This is a genomic window from Dyadobacter sp. HNCC25DJ183 (assembly GCF_056895175.1).
The window spans coordinates 1-20,964 of the sequence record NZ_JBXHAP010000006.1 but is presented as its reverse complement, the minus strand read 5'-3'; the positions used below and the strand labels follow the sequence as shown (position 1 = coordinate 20,964).

At 46.1% G+C, this 20,964-nt stretch carries 19 protein-coding genes; 12 read left to right on the top strand and 7 right to left on the bottom strand.

Annotation, left to right across the window (positions count from 1 at the left end; translation table 11 throughout):
* The first annotated feature begins 71 nt into the window (after positions 1-71).
* Entirely contained in the window at positions 72-2,090 is a 2,019-nt protein-coding gene (uvrB, locus tag AC1XTG_RS15825) for an excinuclease ABC subunit UvrB (protein ID WP_484842612.1), read from the top strand.
* A 12-nt stretch (positions 2,091-2,102) separates the two neighbouring features.
* Here the strand turns inward: uvrB and AC1XTG_RS15820 are convergent, their stop codons facing one another.
* The 5 genes from AC1XTG_RS15820 to bamJ all read right to left on the bottom strand — a co-directional run bounded on the left by AC1XTG_RS15820 (position 2,103) and on the right by bamJ (position 7,260).
* Positions 2,103-2,642, bottom strand: coding sequence for a 5' nucleotidase, NT5C type (locus AC1XTG_RS15820; RefSeq protein ID WP_056280771.1), 540 nt, complete (start codon positions 2,640-2,642; stop codon positions 2,103-2,105).
* Positions 2,643-2,773: 131 nt separating this feature from the next.
* Positions 2,774-2,932, bottom strand: a complete 159-nt coding sequence (locus AC1XTG_RS15815; protein WP_157474572.1) for a hypothetical protein — start codon at positions 2,930-2,932, stop codon at positions 2,774-2,776.
* 497 nt (positions 2,933-3,429) lie between these two features.
* Complete coding sequence (locus tag AC1XTG_RS15810) at positions 3,430-4,209, bottom strand: 3-hydroxyacyl-CoA dehydrogenase (RefSeq protein ID WP_484842611.1); 780 nt, start codon at positions 4,207-4,209, stop codon at positions 3,430-3,432.
* Between the two features lie 154 nt (positions 4,210-4,363).
* Positions 4,364-6,487 (bottom strand): carboxy terminal-processing peptidase, encoded by a 2,124-nt coding sequence (locus AC1XTG_RS15805; RefSeq protein WP_484842610.1) that lies wholly within the window; start codon positions 6,485-6,487, stop codon positions 4,364-4,366.
* A 14-nt stretch (positions 6,488-6,501) separates the two neighbouring features.
* Positions 6,502-7,260, bottom strand: coding sequence for a BamJ family beta-barrel-assembly machinery protein (gene bamJ / locus AC1XTG_RS15800; RefSeq protein ID WP_484842609.1), 759 nt, complete (start codon positions 7,258-7,260; stop codon positions 6,502-6,504).
* A gap of 302 nt (positions 7,261-7,562) precedes the next feature.
* Here bamJ and atpA point away from each other — a divergent pair, with 302 nt between their 5' ends.
* The 8 genes from atpA to AC1XTG_RS15760 all read left to right on the top strand — a co-directional run bounded on the left by atpA (position 7,563) and on the right by AC1XTG_RS15760 (position 14,836).
* Positions 7,563-9,140, top strand: coding sequence for a F0F1 ATP synthase subunit alpha (atpA, locus tag AC1XTG_RS15795; RefSeq protein ID WP_484842608.1), 1,578 nt, complete (start codon positions 7,563-7,565; stop codon positions 9,138-9,140).
* Positions 9,141-9,225: 85 nt separating this feature from the next.
* Positions 9,226-10,110, top strand: coding sequence for an ATP synthase F1 subunit gamma (atpG, locus tag AC1XTG_RS15790; protein ID WP_056280758.1), 885 nt, complete (start codon positions 9,226-9,228; stop codon positions 10,108-10,110).
* Between the two features lie 110 nt (positions 10,111-10,220).
* Positions 10,221-10,457 carry a DUF433 domain-containing protein gene (locus tag AC1XTG_RS15785; RefSeq protein ID WP_484842607.1) on the top strand — a complete coding sequence of 79 codons (237 nt, stop codon included), beginning with the start codon at positions 10,221-10,223 and terminating at the stop codon, positions 10,455-10,457.
* A gap of 87 nt (positions 10,458-10,544) precedes the next feature.
* On the top strand, positions 10,545-11,276 hold the full coding sequence (locus AC1XTG_RS15780) for an outer membrane lipoprotein-sorting protein (protein WP_484842606.1): 732 nt from the start codon (positions 10,545-10,547) through the stop codon (positions 11,274-11,276).
* Positions 11,277-11,401: 125 nt separating this feature from the next.
* Positions 11,402-11,929: a YceI family protein gene (locus tag AC1XTG_RS15775; protein ID WP_056280754.1), complete on the top strand. Its 528-nt coding sequence runs from the start codon at positions 11,402-11,404 to the stop codon at positions 11,927-11,929.
* Positions 11,930-12,105: 176 nt separating this feature from the next.
* On the top strand, positions 12,106-13,101 hold the full coding sequence (locus AC1XTG_RS15770; protein ID WP_484842874.1) for a mevalonate kinase family protein: 996 nt from the start codon (positions 12,106-12,108) through the stop codon (positions 13,099-13,101).
* A gap of 159 nt (positions 13,102-13,260) precedes the next feature.
* Complete coding sequence (gene galU, locus AC1XTG_RS15765) at positions 13,261-14,124, top strand: UTP--glucose-1-phosphate uridylyltransferase GalU (RefSeq protein ID WP_056280752.1); 864 nt, start codon at positions 13,261-13,263, stop codon at positions 14,122-14,124.
* A gap of 22 nt (positions 14,125-14,146) precedes the next feature.
* Complete coding sequence (locus tag AC1XTG_RS15760; RefSeq protein ID WP_484842605.1) at positions 14,147-14,836, top strand: SDR family NAD(P)-dependent oxidoreductase; 690 nt, start codon at positions 14,147-14,149, stop codon at positions 14,834-14,836.
* Here the strand turns inward: AC1XTG_RS15760 and AC1XTG_RS15755 are convergent, their stop codons facing one another.
* Positions 14,837-15,247, bottom strand: a complete 411-nt coding sequence (locus tag AC1XTG_RS15755; RefSeq protein WP_484842604.1) for a hypothetical protein — start codon at positions 15,245-15,247, stop codon at positions 14,837-14,839.
* 17 nt (positions 15,248-15,264) lie between these two features.
* Entirely contained in the window at positions 15,265-16,569 is a 1,305-nt protein-coding gene (locus tag AC1XTG_RS15750; protein ID WP_484842603.1) for a hemolysin family protein, read from the bottom strand.
* 163 nt (positions 16,570-16,732) lie between these two features.
* On the opposite strand from AC1XTG_RS15750, the gene AC1XTG_RS15745 reads away from it, so the two are divergent.
* From AC1XTG_RS15745 to AC1XTG_RS15735, 3 genes are read left to right on the top strand one after another with little or no spacing between them, the layout of a single operon-like run.
* Positions 16,733-17,011, top strand: coding sequence for a type II toxin-antitoxin system RelE/ParE family toxin (locus AC1XTG_RS15745; RefSeq protein ID WP_484842602.1), 279 nt, complete (start codon positions 16,733-16,735; stop codon positions 17,009-17,011).
* A 6-nt stretch (positions 17,012-17,017) separates the two neighbouring features.
* On the top strand, positions 17,018-17,356 hold the full coding sequence (locus AC1XTG_RS15740) for a HigA family addiction module antitoxin (RefSeq protein WP_484842601.1): 339 nt from the start codon (positions 17,018-17,020) through the stop codon (positions 17,354-17,356).
* A gap of 37 nt (positions 17,357-17,393) precedes the next feature.
* Entirely contained in the window at positions 17,394-20,828 is a 3,435-nt protein-coding gene (locus AC1XTG_RS15735; RefSeq protein WP_484842600.1) for a DUF7133 domain-containing protein, read from the top strand.
* Positions 20,829-20,964 lie beyond the last annotated feature (136 nt).

The following is a 20,964-nucleotide window of genomic DNA, read 5'->3' as shown; positions in this document are numbered from 1 at the left end:
TTCCGGACGCATTTCAAAGAAACTAATCTATCTTTGAAATGCGTTATTTCCGGTACGGCCTAATATGCGTTATGAACTTCGAACTCACTTCCCAATACCAACCTACGGGTGATCAGCCCGACGCAATCGAACAACTTGTTCAAGGATTACAAGCTGGTGAACCAGCACAAACATTACTTGGGGTAACCGGCTCGGGCAAGACATTTACGGTTGCCAATGTAGTAGCCCGCGTCAACAAACCTACCCTGGTGCTCAGCCACAATAAAACCCTGGCAGCACAGCTTTACGGCGAATTCAAGCAGTTTTTCCCCAATAATGCAGTCGAGTACTTTATCAGTTATTACGACTACTACCAGCCGGAAGCTTTTATATCCACTACCAATACGTATATAGAAAAGGACCTGATGATCAATCAGGAAATCGAAAAGCTGCGGCTGCATACGGTTTCTTCATTGATGAGCGGTCGACGCGATGTTATTGTCGTGGCGTCGGTTTCTTGCATTTATGGTGCCGGTAACCCGCACGAATACAAGAAGAGCATTGTGAGTGCAAAGCTGGGCGATATTGTTAGCAGGAACCAGTTTTTGTTCAGACTGGTGGAAATCCTTTACAGCAGGACCGAACTGGAATTCAACCGGGGTAATTTCCGCGTCAAAGGCGATACTGTTGACGTTTATCCGGGGTATGCTGATTTTGCTTATCGCTTTATCTTTTTTGGAGATGAAATTGAGGAGATCCAGCGCATTGAGCCGGAAACAGGAAAAAAGATCTCGTCAGAAAAAGCAGTGGCCATATTTCCTGCCAACCTGTTTGTAACGGGCCGCGATGTACTTACGCAGTCGATTTCAGAAATACAGAATGATCTTGTGCAGCAAATTCAGTTCTTCACCAAAGAAGGCAGACTGGCAGAAGCGGAGCGCGTGAAGGAACGTACTGAATTTGATATGGAAATGATGCGCGAGCTGGGTTACTGCTCGGGTATCGAGAATTACTCGCGCTATTTCGACAGGCGACTGCCAGGCCAGCGGCCATTCTGCCTGCTTGATTATTTCCCTGACGATTTTTTAATGGTAGTGGACGAAAGCCACGTGACGATGCCGCAGATCCGCGCGATGTGGGGCGGCGACCGGTCCAGGAAAGAGGCTTTGGTAGAATACGGTTTCAGGCTTCCTTCTGCACTGGACAACCGGCCGCTTACATTCCAGGAGTTTGAAGATATGACACCGCAAACGATTTTCGTAAGTGCCACGCCGGCAGATTATGAGCTCAGGAAATCGGAAGGTGTAGTGGTGGAACAGATTATCCGCCCTACCGGACTACTGGATCCGGAAATCGAGGTCAGACCAAGTCTGAACCAGATCGATAATCTGCTCGAAGAAATTACTGAGCGGATCAAAATGGGCGATCGCGTTCTGGTGACCACGCTGACGAAAAGAATGGCCGAGGAGTTAAGCAAATACCTGGACCGCGTTGGTATCAAATGCCGGTACATCCACTCGGAGGTAAAAGCGCTGGACCGGGTTGAGATTTTGAGGGAGCTTCGGCTGGGTATATTTGATGTACTTGTGGGCGTAAACCTCTTGCGCGAAGGTCTGGATTTACCGGAAGTATCACTCGTAGCCATTATGGACGCGGATAAGGAAGGATTCCTGCGTGATACGCGCTCTATGATCCAGACGATCGGCCGCGCGGCGCGTAATGACCGCGGGAAGGTAATTATGTATGCTGATGTAATGACCGGGTCGATGCAGCTTGCGATCGATGAGACAAACCGTCGCCGCGCCATTCAGATGGAGTACAACTTTGAGAATGGCATTGTACCAAAAACGATCCTAAAATCGAAAGAAGCGATTATGGAGCAAACCTCGGTGGCTGATTCCAAAGTGCGGAAAGTGTACGTAGAACCGCAGGAAATTAGGATCGCAGCTGATCCGGTGGTACAGTATATGGGTAAAAACGATCTGCAAAAACTCATCGCAGAAACCCAGCGAAAAATGGAAGCTGCAGCCAAAGACATGGACTTCCTGGAAGCTGCCAGGCTGCGCGACGAGTTGTTACAGCTCAAAGAAAAGGTAAAAGAAGAACAATGAGAATGCTAGATTCTATTTAGCATTCTCCTCTTCAAACAACTCCAATACTTCCGCCCAGCTGTTTACCCGGCGATGTTTATCGATACCCGCATTATGTGATGCCGAGAAAAGGATCGGCGTTCCCTTGCAGAAGTCTAGGTTTTTCAAATGATCGTCGATCAGGTAATCAGTGTTGATCACGCTTTTATCACCGCAAAAAACAATGTTTCTCCAATGAATGGACGGAAAATGTTCACCCAGCCAATCGTGTTTTTCAAGAAGTGAATTCGGGAACTCCATCGCGGCAGATACGATGTAAATCTCATAGTTTTCCTGCAATTTCAGGATAGCCTCCTGAGCGCCCGCGATCACCGGAGCGTTACGGAAAAATCCAGGTTGGTACAGCAAACCCCAGGCAGCTACCGGATCGGGAAATGCCTGATCTTCGGGGATACCGAGCATTGCTTCCCGGCTTACTCTTACTCCAAAAGCCTTCTCGTAAGCGTTAATCCAATTAATTTCAATGTCAACGAGGACATTGTCCATATCTACTGCAATCGATTTCCTGTTCATTTATAAGCTATGTTTCTTGTCCAAAAGTACATAAGGTGCAGGTACTATTAAACAATTCTGCAACTCAGGTGATAAAATTGAGCGCCCGAACTTGCTACCATTCTGATCCGGGCGCTGCGATTTACATCCGGCTAATCTTTGTCATCCGGTAATACCTGCTCTGTTTTAAAGAATGGATCGTCCATCATTTTTGTCTCCTGATTGATTGCATTCGCAAAACCAAGCATATAGGCCATAGCCAGTCGGCGCAACCATTTTCTTGCGCTGCTAAAATATTTTCCCGCATTCATTCCCCAGATTTTATAAATGGATACTTACCGTTTCCAAAACTGAAAACGGCATAAATGTGTACGCGCTGGCGAGAATGCCAGGCGTAGCAACAGAACAATACAGATTGTTCAGGATCTGGAAAAAACCGGAACCGGCAGGTGGAGAATTCGGCAGTATAGCTGCGAGTTGATCTGCCGGAGTTTGTAGAGAATGGACAAAAAGATAACAGCAAGCAGCTTGTACCGCGTGTTTGTTGCTCTTGCAAATTGAAATAAGAAAGCTAAGCTAAACCTGTTTATTCCTGCTTTTACGGAAGCTCTAACAGAAGTAGCTGAGCGGAAAAGGCTGATGGTTATACCAGCAGTTTGCCGCGCTTCCGCTGTATATACCTGCTCTGTGCGGAAAGCACCGCTGTATGCTGCATCCCGAAAGAGGGAGCTCCCGGTAGATAAAACCACCAGAAAGAGCCACTTTAAAAGTGTTGGCCGCGTAGTTAATATGTTGAAAAGTGCCTGCATTATTTGGCCGCCATTCTGATCGCCCCGTCGAGGCGGATTACTTCTCCATTGAGCATTGGATTCTCAACGATTGATTTAGCTAGCAACGCATATTCCGATGGCCTTCCGAGACGGGATGGAAATGGAATCTGCTGTCCAAGCGAAAGCCTGGCTTCCTCCGGTAATCCGAGCATCAGAGGCGTTTCAAAAAGGCCCGGAGCAATCGCCATGACGCGAATCCCCGACCTGGCAAGATCACGTGCTACCGGCAATGTCATACTGACAATGCCGCCTTTACTTGCCGCATAAGCTACCTGCGCCATTTGTCCATCATAAGCCGCAACAGACGCTGTATTGATAATAACGCCGCGTTCGCCTTCTTCATTCGGCTCATTTTTCTCCATAACAAATGCAGCCAGGCGCATCACATTGAAGGTACCAATGAGGTTGGTGCGAATTGTTTTTTCAAAAATTTCCAGGGAATGCGGTCCGTAAACACCGTCATTTTTGCCGACGATCTTTCGGGCGGGAGCAACACCCGCACAATTGACAACTATGTGAATGTTACCAAATCTTCCCAGCGCTAAGTCCAACGCATTCTGCACTTCGCTTTCACTGGAAACGTCCGTTTTTACAAACACAACCTGACCGGCGAATGCCGCTTCGAGGCTTTGTCCGGCCGCTTCATTGAGATCCAGGATCACCACATTAGCACCTGCCTGTACGAATAAGCGTACTGTCGCTTCTCCTAGTCCGGAGGCGCCGCCGGTAACCAATGCTGTTGTGTCTTTGAGCTGCATGCTTATTCCATTTAGTCTTGCCAAGCGCATTAACTGCTTCTATCACATGCTTGTGAGAAGTACGAATCTAAGAATTTTTCTCATTATACCTTAAAAACGAAGAGGGCAACTCCGTATGGAATCGCCCTCTTCTCAGTTCATGGAATGGTACTTTTTACTTCTTTTTAGCGCCTGCGAGGCTTGGCTCTTTTGATATCACGATCAGATCAGCCAGCATGCGACCGGTTTCGGTCAGATATATGTCTTTTTTCTTTTTCGCCTCTTTCGGAGCTTCTACCGCTTTCGGGTCTTCATCTTCGTCTCCGTCAGTTGCATCTTCTCCCAGCTGTTTCATTGCCGCTCTTTTTTTCTCAGCTTCGTCTCTTTCGATTTTACGTTTCGATTCCTGCAGTGATACCACTTTGTTTTCGCGAGCTTCCTTGAACTCCTGCAACGTTTTTGCAAGCGTTTTCAATTCATCATCCGTTTTCAACCGGTGCTTGTACTTATCACGCAGCTGCTCGATCATCTTCGGATTAACGCTATTGGTAACCTCGTATTTCGATGATGGAATCTGGTCCCATGGTAATGCACTTGGCTGAGAACCTTCACCGTATTCATTTTCTTTAAATGCGGTTGGTAATTCCAGGTCTGGCATAACGCCTTTTAGCTGCGTGCTGCTTCCATTGATTCGGTAAAACTTAGCAACCGTCAATTTAACCTGACCCAGCTGGTCAGTTTCTTTTGGTACCCATTGGTTAAGATCGATCAAAGTTTGAACCGTTCCTTTACCATAAGTCTGCTCACCAACAATAATTCCGCGTTTGTAATCCTGAATAGCTGCGGCAAAGATTTCAGAAGCAGAAGCACTAAACCGGTTTACCATTACCGCCATTGGTCCATCGTAAGCAATAGCAGGATCATTATCTGACTGAACCTCGATCTCGCCCTGACCTTCTTTCACCTGAACAACGGGCCCTCTGTTGATAAATAAGCCAGTAAGAGAAACAGCCTCTGTCAACGAGCCACCACCATTATTACGCAAGTCGATTACGATACCATCTACATTAGAAGCCTGCAACTCGGTAATCAGCTTTTGTACGTCACGCGTGGTGCTTGAAAATTCCTTTTCTCTGTGTTGAGCGCCTTCAAAATCGCGGTAGAACAATGGAATGTCGATCACACCGATCTTGAAAGTTTTGTTCGCGTTGTTAATCGAAACGATTTCGCTCTTGGCGCGTTGCTCTTCCAGTTTAATTTTCTCACGAACAAGACGGTATTCTTTGGGAGGAGTTCCTGGCAATGCGTCGGCGGAGATTACCTGCAGACGAACCACGGTAGATTTCGGCCCTTTGATAAGCTTCACAGCGTCATCAACGAACCAGCCGATGATATCCACCATTTTACCCTCATCCCCCTGCGCTACCGCCACAATTTTATCCTCTTTCTTAAGCTGCTTTCCTTTGAATGCTGGTCCGCCAGGAATTACATCTTTGATCTTGATGTAATTATCTTCTTCTCCAAGCAGTGCACCGATACCTTCAAGTGACTGGCTCATTTCCTGCTTGAAACGATCCGCAGAGGTAGGCGCCATGTAGCTTGTATGCGGATCCATTGACTCTGCATACGCATTCATATACATCTGAAAAACCTGCTCGGTACGGATACGGCCCAATGCGCGGTCGCGGTTTTTGTACCGATCACGCAGGGTGGTAATTACTGCAGTATCCGCTTTTCCGGAGAGTTTAAGGTCAAGTGCCTCGCTTTTCAGGTATTTTCTCCAAGTGTCATTCAGATCGTCAGTACTTTTTGCCCAGGTTGCTTTTTCACGATCAGTGTCCATTGATTCGTCTGTTGTAAAATCAAATGGTTTCGCCTGACCTAGCAAATTCTGGATATACTCGCTTCTTTCCTTGTAGCGCTTTCTGAAAACGTTATAGATCTGGAAGGGGACATCCAGCTCTCTCTTCTGCAGATAATCATCAAACTGATCTTTATACTGCTCGAATTGCTTCATATCCTCGGCCAGGTAATACAGCTTACCATGGTCGATTCCGTCGATATACTTGTCGAAAATCGCCTCGGATAACGAATCGTTCAGCTTGGTTTTTCTATAATGATAACTTGATAAAATACGTGTAGTCAACTCCTCCGCCTTGTATTGAGCAGGGATTGGCTTGATGTCATCTTCCATTGATGACGTTCCAACAGCAGGTACTGTTGCCGTATGATCCTGAACAGGGCCCCGCTGCCATCCAAGCAACACAACCGGTATAAGAGTGATTAAGTACTTTCTCATTATCGCACGTTTTCCTATTTAATTATTTCTAATAATTCGACCTCGAAAACCAATGCTGAATAAGCTGGTATCTGAGGTCCCGCGGCCCGCTCTCCGTACGCAAGCTGATAAGGAATGTATAGCTTCCATTTTGAACCGACCGGCATTAATTGAAGTGCTTCCGTCCACCCTTTTATCACGCCATTTACCGGAAACTCAACGGGTTCTCCCCTGTCCACTGAACTGTCAAAAACCGTTCCATTGGTCAGAGTTCCGTGGTAATGCGTTTTTACTTTATCAGTTGCAGCAGGTTTAGGACCGTCGCCGGTTTTGATCACTTCAAATTGCAACCCGCTTTCAGTGGTTGTCACACCTGTTCTTTTCTTGTTTTCTGCCAGGAATTTTTCTCCCTCAATCCGAACAACTGCTCCTTTTTCTTCCATCATTTTTTGAAAATAGCTTCCTATAAATGCATTGGCATCCTCAGGTGAGAACGTAGTTTTGCTACCTTTGAGCGCTGCATTGATTGTTCTCGTAAGTACCTCGGTATTGATGCCTAACACTCCCTGCGAGGACAGCGAATTGGCAAAGCTTACTCCAATTGCCGCTGACAAAGAATCCATCTGAGTTTTGAGTACTAAAGGCGTTGTTACTGCTTTTGCTGGTGCTGCCGGCGCCTTCTTTACAGCCGCAGCTGGTTTGGTCGTTTTCTTGATAGTCTGTGTGTTGCCTTCCGTTGTTACAAATGCGCCTAATAACAACGCTGCCAAAATGGTTTTTTCTAATTTGTACATTTTACTGATTGATGGACGATAAAATAAACTTTTCAGATGTAAGTGGTATTAACGAATTCAATTACAACAAAAACACAATTAGTACCTAAAAAAGTTTTAAAAATGTTCCTTATAGCTTACAAACGGTAAATGGCGTCTAAAAGGGCATTCAGGGGTGATACTTGGAATAATCTAATTTTATGGGACCGTACTTTCTCCTTAATTATACTATTCAGAACATACTGTTTTTACCAAAATTAAACACTACCTTTGCGGCAGTTTTCAAAAACTTACTACTATACTCTAAATAAGTCAATTATACTATGGTATCTGTTAGACCGGATGAAGTTTCGGCTATCCTGCGCGAACAACTCGCAGGCGCCAGATCAGAAGCAGAGCTCGAAGAAGTAGGGACAGTTCTTCAGGTTGGTGACGGTGTTGCCCGTATTTATGGTCTCTCTCAGGTACAGGCAGGTGAGCTGCTTGTGTTCGAAACAGGGCTGAAAGCCTTGGCTCTTAACCTGGAAGAAGATAATGTCGGCGCCGTATTGCTTGGAGATTTCAGCGACATTAAGGAAGGTGCAACAGTAAAGCGTACGAAAGAAATCGCCTCTGTAAAAGTGGGTGACGGAATCATAGGCCGTGTTGTAAATACCCTCGCTGAACCTATTGACGGAAACGGCCCTATTCTGGGGGAAGTTTACGAAATGCCTATCGAGCGTAAAGCGCCTGGTGTTATTTACCGTCAGCCGGTAACTGAGCCTCTGCAGACAGGTATCAAAGCGATCGACGCGATGATCCCCATCGGCCGCGGTCAGCGCGAGCTGATTATCGGTGACCGTCAGACTGGTAAAACAGCTGTGGCAATCGATACGATTATCAATCAAAAAGAATACTTCGACAAAGGCGAGCCGGTTTACTGTATTTACGTAGCCTGCGGTCAGAAAGCTTCCACTATCAAAGGAATTGAAGCTACACTTCGCAAGTATGGTGCAATGGATTACACCGTAATCGTCGCAGCCGGTGCTTCTGATCCTTCGCCAATGCAATTTTATGCGCCATTTACAGGTGCTGCGATTGGTGAATATTTCCGTGATACAGGTCGTCCTGCTTTGGTTATTTACGATGACCTTTCAAAACAAGCGGTAGCTTACCGCGAAGTTTCCCTGCTGCTTCGTCGTCCTCCGGGCCGTGAAGCTTATCCAGGAGACGTATTCTATCTGCATAGCCGCCTTTTGGAACGTGCTGCAAAAATCATCGCTGATGACAGCATCGCTAGAAACATGAACGACCTTCCTCCTTCATTGAAAAATGTGGTAAAAGGTGGTGGTTCACTCACAGCCCTTCCAATTATCGAAACACAGGCTGGTGACGTTTCTGCTTACATTCCTACCAACGTAATTTCGATTACTGACGGGCAGATCTTCCTTGAATCCAACCTGTTCAACTCTGGTATCCGTCCTGCGATCAACGTAGGTATCTCGGTATCACGTGTGGGTGGTAATGCTCAGATCAAATCAATGAAGAAAGTATCTGGTACCCTTAAACTGGACCAGGCGCAGTTCCGCGAGCTTGAAGCTTTTGCGAAATTCGGATCTGACCTTGATGCTGCTACCAAGCTTGCGATCGACCGTGGTCGTCGTAACCAGGAAGTTTTGAAACAGCCTCAATATGCACCAGTTCCTGTTGAAATGCAGGTTGCTACCGTATATGCTTCTACAAAAGGATTGCTGGATTCAGTGGACGTGAACAAAGTGAAAGAGTTTGAGACAGACTTCCTCACTGTTCTTAGCGGCCAGCACAAAGAGGCACTTGCTGCATTGCGTGCAGGTAAGCTGGACAACAGCGTTACTGACGTGATCGAAAAAGTAGCCAGAGAAGTTGCTGTTAAATATCACTAAGTCTTGAAAAGGGAGCAGGATCTCTGCTCCCTTTTCCAAATATCAACCCCCGGCATCGACCGGATATGTTTTAAACTTCCAAATAATGGCAAGCTTAAAAGAAGTACGTAGCCGCATTGTGTCGGTTAACTCTACGCAGCAGATCACCAAAGCAATGAAGATGGTTGCTGCGGCAAAACTGCGCAGGGCTCAGGATGGTATCTTACAAATGCGTCCTTATGCCCAGAAACTGAGTGAAATGCTCGCAACTGTTTCTGCCGGAGCCGAAAGTTCCGGGGATAGCCCATTGAAAACAGTACGTCCGGTGGAGAAGGTTTTGATTGTAGTGATCACCTCCGATCGCGGACTGTGCGGTGCATTCAACACCAACATCATCAAAGCAACACTTGCGCTGATCGAGCAGAGGTATGCCGAGCAGGCACGCAAAGGAAATGTTGAGATTTTCGCAATTGGCAAGAAAGGCGCTGAATCGCTGAGCCGTCGCGGACTTCTTGTTAATATTGGTTACACAGACCTTTTTGGAAGACTAAGCTTTACTAACGTAAAACTGGCGGCCGAGGAGATCATGAAAGCATTCACCGACGGACGCTTTGATGCAGTGGACCTTGTGTACAATGAATTTAAAAACGTAGCAACGCAGATCATTCACGCAGACAGGTACCTGCCGATCCCAAATGAAGATAAAAGCGCTAAAACGACAAAAGCTGAGGTTAACTATATCTTCGAACCTACTGAGGAAGAGATTTTAACCGAGCTTATTCCAAAGTCATTGAAAATCCAGCTGTACCGTGCTGTTTTGGAATCAAACGCTTCTGAACAGGGCGCAAGGATGACGGCAATGGACAAAGCAACTGAAAATGCGCAGGAGCTTCTGAAAGATCTCAGACTGGTTTACAACCGTACCCGCCAGGCGGCGATTACCAAGGAAATCCTTGAAATCGTAGGTGGTGCCGAAGCATTGAAGAACTAAATAGCAGTAAACTGCACCAATTCAAACGAGCGAACAAGCACTGTTCGCTCGTTTTTTTGTTGCTATATTTGTAAATATACCTCGCTATACCTAAGAAAAATGACAGGAATATGGTCGATTTAATCAACAGGATTACTGTGAATCCGGATTTGTGCAATGGTAAACCTACAATCCGCAGCAAGAGAATTACTGTGCAGACAGTATTGGAACATTTGGCTGCGGGCGATAGTAGAGACGTTATTCTATATGAATTCCCTTCGCTGGAGAACGAGGATATAGATGCATGTCTCCAATTTGCCGCACAAATGGCGGGACGATCCTTTGCAAGCTATCCGGTAGCTGCGTGATATGATAGTCTAAGGGGAGACAAAAAGCAGGTTACATAAGTCTCGGAAGGGATCTCTGCATTTCATTAACAACAAACCATTTAAATCATGACCAACAGACTAGTTAAAACCATATTCATGCTCCTGATTCTCTCTGGCATTTTTACGAGTGTTCAGGCGCAGAATGTAGATGAAATTGTTTCGAAACACATTAATGCAATGGGTGGTGAGGATAAGCTGTCCAAATTGCAAAGCATGAAAATCACGGCCGAAATGGATGTGATGAACATGAAAGTACCTATCAATACCACTATCGTTCAGAACCAGGCTTTCAGAAGCGAGACTGTGGTACAAGGTTCTACTATTGTGCAGGCCATTAATGGAAATACCGGCTGGGCGATTAACCCGATGACAGGCGAGACAAAACCAACTGCATTGCCCGAAGAAGCCGTGAAGTCAATGGCTTCGGAAACTGATATTACAGGTTTATATAACTACAAACAGAAAGGCTACCAGCTGACATTGGATGGAGAGGAAGATTTAGCTAGTGCGAAGGTATACAAGGTGACGATGACCTTGAAAAATGGTGTAAAAAGAGTTAACTATATCTCCAAAGACACATTTTACATCCTGAAAATTGTGGCGAAGACGAATATTAACGGCCAGGATATTGAGTCTGAAAACATGCAGTCTGACTTCCGGCAAGTGGATGGAATATACTACCCCTTTACTTCGGAGGTTTCAACATCCGCAATGCCTGGCACTAAGATGGCATTGCACATCAAGACTCTAGAAGTGAACCCAAAAATTGACCCCGCGATTTTCGAAATGCCGAAGTAACCTGGTAAGACATCACAAAAAAATCCCGGACATTGTTCGGGATTTTTTTGTGTGTTTGAAACTATTATTCATATTTACATGTATATACATTAAATGTTATTACATACATCAAAAACATTACTGTTATGGCTACCACAAAATGGGTGATTGACCCAACACATTCAGAAATTCAGTTTAAGGTAAAACACCTTGTAATTTCAACAGTTACAGGTTATTTCAGAACCTTTGAAGGATCAGTGGAAACTGAGACCGAAGACTTTGACGGAGCGACCGTTAACTTTTCAGCAGATACTGCGAGCGTTGACACCAACCAGGCGCAGCGCGACGAGCACTTGAAGTCAGGTGATTTTTTCGAATCGGAAAAACACCCTAAACTTTCCTTTACCGGCAAACTTGCCAAAACAGGATCTGAGAGCTACACACTTAAAGGAGATCTGTCTGTAAAAGGGATTACCAAACCTTTTGAATTCGCGGTAGAGTACGGTGGTAACATGACAGACTTTTACGGAAATAATAAATCCGGTTTTGAAGTAACAGGCAAAATCAACCGTAAGGAATTTGGCCTGGAATGGAGTGCAGTCACAGAAGCTGGCGGCGTGGTTGTTGGTGATGAAGTTAAATTGATCGCTAACATCCAGGTAGTTAAGCAATAAGATATATCAGTAAACCAGTCTCTTCAACAAGCGTGGACATTTATTTGTCCCGCTTTTTTATTTCAGCCTGTTGAGATAACCAGACACGGATTTTACCACAATGCAAATTTCGTATAGGGGTAAAACGTCTTTGTATCGTCAATAAGTTATTACTTTTGGCAAAAAAAGACTTCACCTTGATCATTGAGACACGCGCTTACGCCCGGGCAGGGCTACTGGGCAATCCATCTGACGGTTTTTTCGGAAAAACGATTTCCATTTCGGTCAGGAACTTCGGTGCCTCCATTTCGCTCTACGAATCTCCGGAACTACATATAGAAGCCCAGCCGCAGGATCTGAGCACATTCCGTAGCATTTTCCACCTGCGTGACACAGTAAGTATGCTGGGTTATAATGGTGGTATTCCATTAATCAAAGCAGGCATCAAGAAATTTGGCGATTACTGCGAAGAGCAGGGAATCAGGCTGCCGAACAGGAACTTCACAGTGCGCTACCGCTCATCCATTCCGAGACAGGTGGGGATGTCGGGTTCCAGCGCGATTGTCGTTGCGCTTTTCCGCGCTTTGATGCAGTTCTATAAGGTTGAAATCCCACTGGAAATCCTGCCGCAGCTTGTTATGGTCACCGAAACCGAAGAACTGGGCATTACCGCCGGGTTGCAGGATCGGGTTATCCAATGTTACGAAGGTTGTGTGTATATGGATTTCGACAAAACAATGATCGAACAAAATGGCCACGGACTTTATGAACGCATTAATCCGGAACTCCTGCCCAAACTTTATGTCGCCTATAACACCAATCTCAGCAAGGTTTCGGGCAAGGTACACAGCGATGTCCGCACAAGATTCGACCGCGGAGAAGCGCACGTTATCGATATCCTGGGGCAGATTGCCGGAAAAGCTGAACAGGGACGACAAGCTTTGCTGGAAGGCAGGGCCGATGACCTGCACCAGTTGATGAATGAAAACTTTGATCTTCGCTGTCAGATTTACAATGTACCCGACTCAAATAAAAGGCTGATCAATGCGGCCAGAGCTTGTGGCGCGTCAGCTAAATTTGCCGGATCCGGAGGCACAATCATTGGCATTTACCGCGACGACGATATGCTCAACCAGCTTTTTGTACAATTAAAAAAGCATAATGCGCGTGTCATTAAGCCGTTTGTAGTTTAAATCAGCTATCAGCTATCAGCTATCAGCTATCAGCTATCAGCTAAGAATATCTGGTTCGAAGCTCTTTACTTATAATTTCATAGAAAATACGCCTGCATAGGCAGATACTTATCACTTAAAAAAGCCGGAAGCCGAAAGCCGACGGCCGAAAGCCAACATATGATTCGCAAAGCCGTAATACCTGCTGCCGGACTTGGAACCCGGTTTTTACCAGCTACCAAATCGATGCCGAAGGAAATGCTTCCCATTATCGACATCCCGACCATCCAATATGTAGTTCAAGAGGCTGTTGATTCCGGTATAGAAGATATTCTGATCATTTCGGGAAAGGGTAAGCGGGCCATCGAAGACCATTTTGACCGGAACGTAGAGCTGGAAACGAGGCTGGAAGAAAAAGAAGACCTGCTTTGGTTTAATGAAATGCGCCGATTGGCAGATATGGCAAATGTGCATTTTGTCCGCCAAAAGGAAGCAAATGGCTTGGGCGATGCAATTTATTATGCACGTCACCACGTGGGCAATGAACCGTTTGCGGTTTTGCTTGGGGATACGATCATGGATTCGGTTATTCCTGTCACGCAGCAGCTGATGGACACTTACGAGCAATACGGAGGTTCGGTAATCGCAGTGGAACAGGTACCGGCCAATAAGGTTAACCGGTACGGAATTGTAGGCGGAAAAACGTTAAGCGACTCCATCATGGAGCTTTCTACGCTGGTTGAGAAACCTGCGATCGAATCTGCTCCTTCGAACCTGGCGATTGCAGGCCGGTACATTCTGACTCCTGAAATTTTTAATACCATTGAGCAAACTCCCAAAGGAAAGAACAACGAAATTCAGCTTACAGACTCACTGCTGCTACTTTTGAAGCGTGAAAATATTTATGCGCACCACATTGAAGGCAAGCGCCACGATATCGGTGACAAGCTGGATTATCTCAAAACAACGGTTGAATTTGCATTGAAAAGAAAAGAGTTTGCAGAACCTTTCCGCGAATTCCTGATCCGCATTCTTGAAAAATAAACCAGAACTATTCTGATTGATTATGGGAAAACAAATCATTGTAAGCGGAGCAACTGGCAATCTGGGCAAAGTAGTTGCCGGGAAACTGATCAGTCTGGGTTATGGTTTGCATATCAATTTGAGAAATACAACAAAAGCCGGCGACTTTGATCCGGCTTTTGTTTCAACTTACGAAGCTGATCTCACTAAGCCTGAACAGGCAGAAGCATTTGCTGCAAATGCAATAGCGAAAGCTGGCAGGATCTATGCAGCCGTTTTACTGGCCGGCGGATTTGCTCCCGGAAAACTGGAAACGACCACAGTGCAGGATATCGAGAAGATGATCAGCATGAATTTCCTGACTGCATTCAACCTGATTAAACCTCTTAAAGCGCATTTTGAGGAAAATGGCGGAGGACAGTTCATTCTGGTCGGTGCCCGGCCGGCGCTTGTACCTGATCAGGGCGCAGGCAGTTTTGCTTATTCTTTATCAAAATCGTTGCTTTTTCAAACGGCGGATGTGATCAATGCAGAAAGCAAGAAAAGCAATATCTCCGCTTCGGTCGTTGTTCCAAGTATCATTGACACGCCCGATAACCGGGAAGCAATGCCTGGTTCTGACTTTACAAAGTGGATCTCTCCCGAAGATATGGCGGAAAGTATCGCATTTATCCTGAGCGAAACCGGAAGTAAAATGAAGGAAACGGTGTTAAAACTATACCATCAGGCTTGATTACTCTTTTTTAAGCTCGTAATCAATCTCGATCACACGCATTCCTTTTTTGTCAACTTCACCGATCAAGACCCGCTCCACATTCCCGGCTTTTTCCCTAAGCTCCGCCTCTGCCGCTTTCTGGCTTTTGATCTTTCTCCCGTTTAAGTAATAGATCGTGCTGTCGGGCGGGTAGCCAAATGCATCAAAGCGCCGCAATGTAACCGGAACGTGCAGCTTTCCTGTTTCTCCGGCAACATTCTGATCCACCACCTGCACTGGAGCAACGTGGTCAAATATCTCGCGCCGGTCTCCCCGGATTTGCTCGTATGTTGGGAAACTATCCCCCTTCTTAGACTTCTGCGCATTTGCTTTCGGGACATACAATATTGCGGCAAGAAGGACACAAACAATAAGTACGTAGCTTTTCATAGTTTCAGGTTAGTATATCAAATGACACTTTGATTATCCAGCAATGCAATTTTCACCTGCGTAATCGTACTCCGCTGTTTTTTTAGGACAGTAAATTCATAATTGCGGGTCTTGAATTTCTCGCTGACAGAAGGTATCCTGCCAAATTTCCAGATCAGATAACCTGCCAAAGTCTCGTATTCACTTCCTTTTGACAAATCGTGCGGCAAACGTTCGTTCAGGTCTTCAATGGAAATAGAACCGAGTACAATGAAGCTCTTATCACCCTCATTTTTGATGATCGGCGTTTCGTTATCGTATTCATCCTGGATTTCGCCGACCAGTTCTTCCAGTATATCTTCCATTGTGATAATCCCGTCGATCCCGCCATATTCATTAACAATAGCGGCCATTTGCTGGCGGTTAACCTGAAAATCCCGAAGTAATGCACCAATCGGTTTTGAACCATGTACGGTGGAAATTGGTCTTACCAGCTCCTGGAGTACGATATCCTTTCCCTGCCGCATTTTCAACAGCAGATCTTTTAAATGCAGCACGCCCACGATCTGATCGAGGGTATCTTCATAAACGGGAATTCTTGAGTAACCTTCTTCAATGATCTTTTCCAGCTTTTCTTCATCAAAATCGTTGATATCAACGCCTACGATCTGCGGACGCGGAATCATAACCTGCCGCGCCAGCCGCTCTGAAAAATCGAATGCATTCTTGATCAGATCGTAATCGGCAGCTTCGATCATTCCACTTTCTTTCTGCTGCTGAACCAGATACCGGAGTTCGTCGCTGCTATGCACGTCGCTTCCATGGGATGGTGTGATACCGATTGTTTTCAGGATAAAGTTGGCAATGCCGTTCAGCATCCAGACGATCGGTCTGAAAATCAAAAAGAATACGTGCAATGGATACGACAAAACCAATGTAGTTGCCTCGGGTCTCTGAATGGCGATGGACTTAGGCGCAAGCTCGCCGAAAACAATGTGAAGTACGGTGATAATAGCAAATGCAGTAGGCAATGCGATCTGGTGTGCGAGCACAGGATCCAGTGAGATACCGACAAGCTCCATGGCGCCGATCAGGATTTTGGAGACGACAGGCTCCCCTATCCAGCCCAATCCAAGACTTGCCAGGGTAATCCCGAACTGGGTAGCGGCCAGGTAACCGTCGAGGTTGGCTACGATTTGTTTAGACAAAATCGCCATTTTATTTCCCTCCTGTGCCTTTTGCTCCAACTGGGAAGCCCGGATCTTGACTATTGCAAACTCAGCTGCAACAAAAAACCCATTGAGAAGCACAAGCACCAACGTTATTAAAACCTGTATAGCCATTAATTTTGGAGTAGACGTTTCTATGTTCGTTTATCCCGCATGTTAACAAAAAATTGTTCCATTGAGAAATTGAAGGTGCCCGCATGCAAAGTGAGCAGAATCCTTTTCGATCTTTTTCTTTTGATTGTAACACATAACCTTATGTGTTACTTTTGAACAAAGCATGATCATTCATTTCAGGCATAAAGGTTTGCGATTATTCTTTGAAAGCGATAATCCTGCCAAGTTGCAAGCACACCACATTGAACGGATAAGAAGAATTTTGTACCGACTAGATGAAGCCAGCTCGATCGAAGACATGGATGTTGTAGGCTGGGCATTGCATCCGTTGAAGGGCTCTTTACGAAATTACTGGTCTGTAAGAATCAACGGTAATTGGAGGATTATTTTTCGGTTTGAAGATGGAAATGCTTCGGAAGTAGATTATCTCGATTACCACTAAGTTAAAATGATGATGAAACGCGGTATGATGCCCCCACATCCGGGCTCAATGATAAGGGATGTAATTGAAGGAATTAAGCAAGAGACTGGACGTGATCTCACGATTCGCCAGATTGCAGAAGGGCTTGGTATAACAGCAAAAACGCTCTCAAATATCTTAAATGAGCATCAGGGAGTTAGTTCCGAAATGGCTGTACGCTTATCGGAAGCATTTGGCTCCGCTCCTGAATTTTGGTTGAAGCTTCAAAGAGATTATGAACTTTGGCATGCAGAAAAGAAAATAAACCGTGCAGATATAAAACACTTTTTGCCTCGCAGCAGAGAACAGTTTCGGTCAGCATCATAAAAGAAAATCAAGAATAATAGTTAATGAACCAAGCTCAATGATCTCTAAAATCAAACTAAAAAAACCTTTACTACTCCTGGCCGGGACTACTGTTGTGGTGGTTTCGTGTATGAAAATGTCGCCTTCCGGATCTTTCGGTAAAACTACCAAGACCAACAGCACAGCAGTAGTTGTGAAAGAAGATGCGGCAACGGGAAAGGCCAGAGCCAAAGAAATTCGTGAAAAAACCTCGGTGAAGCTCGGAGACGGACTGAAACTGGATCTCTGGGCTTCCGATTCCCTCGCTCCCGACCCGGTTGCGATTGCAGTTGACGATTGGGGTGCAGTATACCTCAACCGTACCAACCGCCAGAAGAACTCAGAATTCGATATCCGCGGTCACCAGAACTGGATGACCGCTTCCATTGGGTTGCAAACTGTAGAAGAGCGCCGCGCGTTTTTACGCAGTACTTTTGCACCCGATAAAAGCAAGGAAAACAGCTGGCTGAAAGACCTGAATGGCGACGGATCTCACGATTGGAAAGATCTTGCAGTTGAAAAAGACGAGGTCTGGAAAATTCAGGATACGGACAATGACGGTATTGCCGACAAATCAACGCGCATTCTTGACGACTTTTTTGAAGAAGTGTCAGACGTGGCAGGCGGTGTGCTGATCCGCGCCAAAGATGCATTCGTTGCTATCGCGCCTGATCTTTGGAGATTAAGGGATACAAACGGCGACGGTGTCCTCGATGAAAAGACTTCAATCAGTCACGGATACGGGGTACATATCGGTTTCGGTGGTCACGGTATGTCCAATCCGATTGAGGGGCCAGACGGAAAGATCTACTGGAACATTGGTGATATCGGTGCCAACATTACGACCAAAGAAGGTGTAAAACACGAGCATCCTAACTCAGGTATCATTGCACGTTCCAATCCGGATGGAAGTGACTTTGAAGTTTTTGCACACGGTTTGAGAAATACGCATGAATTTGTATTTGACGAATATGGTAACCTGATTAGCTCGGACAACGACGGTGACCACCCGGGCGAAAGCGAGCGTTTGGTGCACGTAGTGGAAGGATCTGATGCAGGTTGGCGCTCCAACTGGCAGTACGGAAAGTATACCGATCCGAAAAACAACAGCTATAAAGTGTGGATGGACGAACAACTCTTCAAACCACGCTGGGAAGGTCAGGCGGCTTACATTATCCCTCCTATCCAGAATTTCCACAATGGACCAACAGGAATGCAATACAACCCGGGAACTGCGCTCGGCTCCGAATGGAAGAACAAGTTTTTCCTTGTAGAATTCGTAGGTAATCCGGCCCGCTCGCCGATCTGGGCTTTCGGACTCAAACCAAAAGGCGCATCTTTCGTGCTGAATGGAGAGAAAAATATCTTGTCGGGTATTCTTCCAACCGGCATTCGTTTCGGTCCTGATGGCGCCTTGTACGTGGCCGACTGGATCAATGGATGGGATACCAAAAATTACGGGCGCGTCTGGAAACTGGATGTAACAGAAGAAAAGAACGACCTGAAAGCACTTCGCGCAGAGACCAAGAAATTCATGCAGCTTGATTATGCACAGCAAAATGACGATATGTTATTGAAGCTGTTGTCAAATCAGGATATGCGGATCAGGCAGAAGTCGCAGTTCGAGCTGGCTTCACGCGGCGCGAAAGGTGCGGCGGTCTTGAACAAAGCAATTGCACAAAAAGAAAACCAGTTTGGCCGCATTCACGGGATTTGGGGGATGGGGCAATTGGCAAGAGAGGACAAATCTTACGCCAATGTATTGATGACATTACTGAAAGATTCTGACGAAGAGGTTACCGTACAGGCAGCCAAAGTACTGGGCGATGCACGCATTGCGGAAGCCGGCCCGATGCTGGTACCAATGCTGTCGAGTAAAAACCCGCGTGTACAGTTTTATGCTGCGCAGGCGATCGGAAGGATCAAGTACAAAGACGGAGTTGCGCCACTGATCAGCATGACCAAGGCTAACAATGATGAAGATGTGTACCTGCGCCACGCTGCTGTGCTTGCATTATCGCGCATTGGAGAAGTCCAGCCGATCCTTGCATTAGCCAACAATCCTGAAAAATCGGTGCGTACTGCTGCGGTACTGGTACTTCGCAGGATGAAAAATGATGGTATCAGTATTTTCCTGCAGGATAAGGATGAGTACATCGTAGCAGAGGCAGCGCGCGCGATCAATGATGATCTTTCTATCCCGGGTGCATTGCCGGCGCTTGCAGGTACTTTAAACGAGAAAAGATTTAAGTCTGAGCCGCTGCTTCGCCGCGCGATCAATGCCGCACTAAGAGTAGGCGGAGAGGCTCAACTGAACGATCTGATCGCATTTACGAAAAGAAAAGATGTTGACAAGGAAATAAGGGCAGAAGCGCTGGCAACATTGGGTAGCTGGGCAAGTCCGTCAGTAATGGACCGTGTGGACGGACGTTACCGGGGCGTTATCACCCGAGATCCCGCTGCTATTAAAGCCAAAATACAGCCGATCATTGCTGACCTATTGCAGGAAAGCGACCCGACTATATTAATTGCTACTTCGCAGATCCTGACAAACCTGAACATTTCTGACAGCAATGAAAGTTTGGTCAAAATCCTGAATGAGAATAAGGATTCAAAGGTGCGCGCGGCAATGCTGGTTGCATTGAATAAGCTGAATTATACAGGAATGGACGCGGTAATGAAAAAAGGAATGTCAGATGCTGACGCCGATGTTCGTACTGCTGCATTGGGAATGGTAGGAAGTGTGAATATGTCAAAGGAAACATTGACTGACATTTCAAACCAGATCTTTGAAAAAGGCAGCTTGAGAGAGCAACAGCAGATGCTGAAAGTACTGGGCAGCCTGCCAGTCGCTAAAACCGAAACAATCCTGAATGATCTGATCGGCAGAATGGAAGCCAAGAAACTTCCGCCAAGTCTCGCGCTTGATCTTGGAGAGGCCATTGACTCAACAAAATCGACCGCATTGATTTCGAAACTGGCTCCAATGCGTTCCAAAGGTGCTACCGTTGCCGATTACCAGGATGCACTATTTGGCGGAAATGCGCAGCTGGGCCGTCGGTACTTCCTGACAAGCTCAGCCGCAGAATGCGTGCGCTGCCACTCGATCGGCGGACAAGGTGGCGAAGTTGGGCCATCTCTTTCGAACATCGGAAACGTACTTTCACGCGAGCAGATATTGCAGGCGTTGATCGAGCCGAGTGCGCGTTTATCACCAGGTTACGGAATGGTAATCCTGACTTTGAAGGATGGTACAACAGCTGCAGGCGTACTTGCGCAGGAAAATGAGCATGAACTGATACTGAAAACTTCCGAAGCCGAGCCGCTCAAAATTGCCACGGCGCGTATCGCAAAAAGGGAGAATGTACCTTCAAGCATGCCGCCAATGGGAACAATTATGTCAAAAAGGGAAATCCGCGATGTAGTTGAATTTTTGTCGGGATTGAAGAGATAAAGGAGTTGAATAAAGCAAAAGAGGCTGCCTGAAACGAATCAGGCAGTCTTTTTCTTTCATATGTCTCGTCCTGAAATATCGATACAGAAAAAACGCATCGATATGGAAACAGAAGAAAGTTATGTTCGGCGAACGC

Excerpts from the sequence above, each read along its gene's own strand:
- AC1XTG_RS15740 (WP_484842601.1), top strand. The coding sequence starts at position 17,018 with ATGATGATGAAACGCGGTATGATGCCCCCACATCCGGGCTCAATGATA.
- AC1XTG_RS15785 (WP_484842607.1), top strand. The coding sequence starts at position 10,221 with ATGGTCGATTTAATCAACAGGATTACTGTGAATCCGGATTTGTGCAAT.
- AC1XTG_RS15815 (WP_157474572.1), bottom strand. The coding sequence starts at position 2,932 with ATGAATGCGGGAAAATATTTTAGCAGCGCAAGAAAATGGTTGCGCCGA.
- bamJ (WP_484842609.1), bottom strand. The coding sequence starts at position 7,260 with ATGTACAAATTAGAAAAAACCATTTTGGCAGCGTTGTTATTAGGCGCA.
- AC1XTG_RS15745 (WP_484842602.1), top strand. The coding sequence starts at position 16,733 with ATGATCATTCATTTCAGGCATAAAGGTTTGCGATTATTCTTTGAAAGC.
- atpG (WP_056280758.1), top strand. The coding sequence starts at position 9,226 with ATGGCAAGCTTAAAAGAAGTACGTAGCCGCATTGTGTCGGTTAACTCT.
- atpA (WP_484842608.1), top strand. The coding sequence starts at position 7,563 with ATGGTATCTGTTAGACCGGATGAAGTTTCGGCTATCCTGCGCGAACAA.
- AC1XTG_RS15820 (WP_056280771.1), bottom strand. The coding sequence starts at position 2,642 with ATGAACAGGAAATCGATTGCAGTAGATATGGACAATGTCCTCGTTGAC.
- uvrB (WP_484842612.1), top strand. The coding sequence starts at position 72 with ATGAACTTCGAACTCACTTCCCAATACCAACCTACGGGTGATCAGCCC.
- AC1XTG_RS15775 (WP_056280754.1), top strand. The coding sequence starts at position 11,402 with ATGGCTACCACAAAATGGGTGATTGACCCAACACATTCAGAAATTCAG.
- AC1XTG_RS15750 (WP_484842603.1), bottom strand. The coding sequence starts at position 16,569 with ATGGCTATACAGGTTTTAATAACGTTGGTGCTTGTGCTTCTCAATGGG.
- AC1XTG_RS15735 (WP_484842600.1), top strand. The coding sequence starts at position 17,394 with ATGATCTCTAAAATCAAACTAAAAAAACCTTTACTACTCCTGGCCGGG.
- AC1XTG_RS15810 (WP_484842611.1), bottom strand. The coding sequence starts at position 4,209 with ATGCAGCTCAAAGACACAACAGCATTGGTTACCGGCGGCGCCTCCGGA.
- AC1XTG_RS15780 (WP_484842606.1), top strand. The coding sequence starts at position 10,545 with ATGACCAACAGACTAGTTAAAACCATATTCATGCTCCTGATTCTCTCT.
- AC1XTG_RS15755 (WP_484842604.1), bottom strand. The coding sequence starts at position 15,247 with ATGAAAAGCTACGTACTTATTGTTTGTGTCCTTCTTGCCGCAATATTG.
- AC1XTG_RS15760 (WP_484842605.1), top strand. The coding sequence starts at position 14,147 with ATGGGAAAACAAATCATTGTAAGCGGAGCAACTGGCAATCTGGGCAAA.
- AC1XTG_RS15805 (WP_484842610.1), bottom strand. The coding sequence starts at position 6,487 with ATGAGAAAGTACTTAATCACTCTTATACCGGTTGTGTTGCTTGGATGG.
- galU (WP_056280752.1), top strand. The coding sequence starts at position 13,261 with ATGATTCGCAAAGCCGTAATACCTGCTGCCGGACTTGGAACCCGGTTT.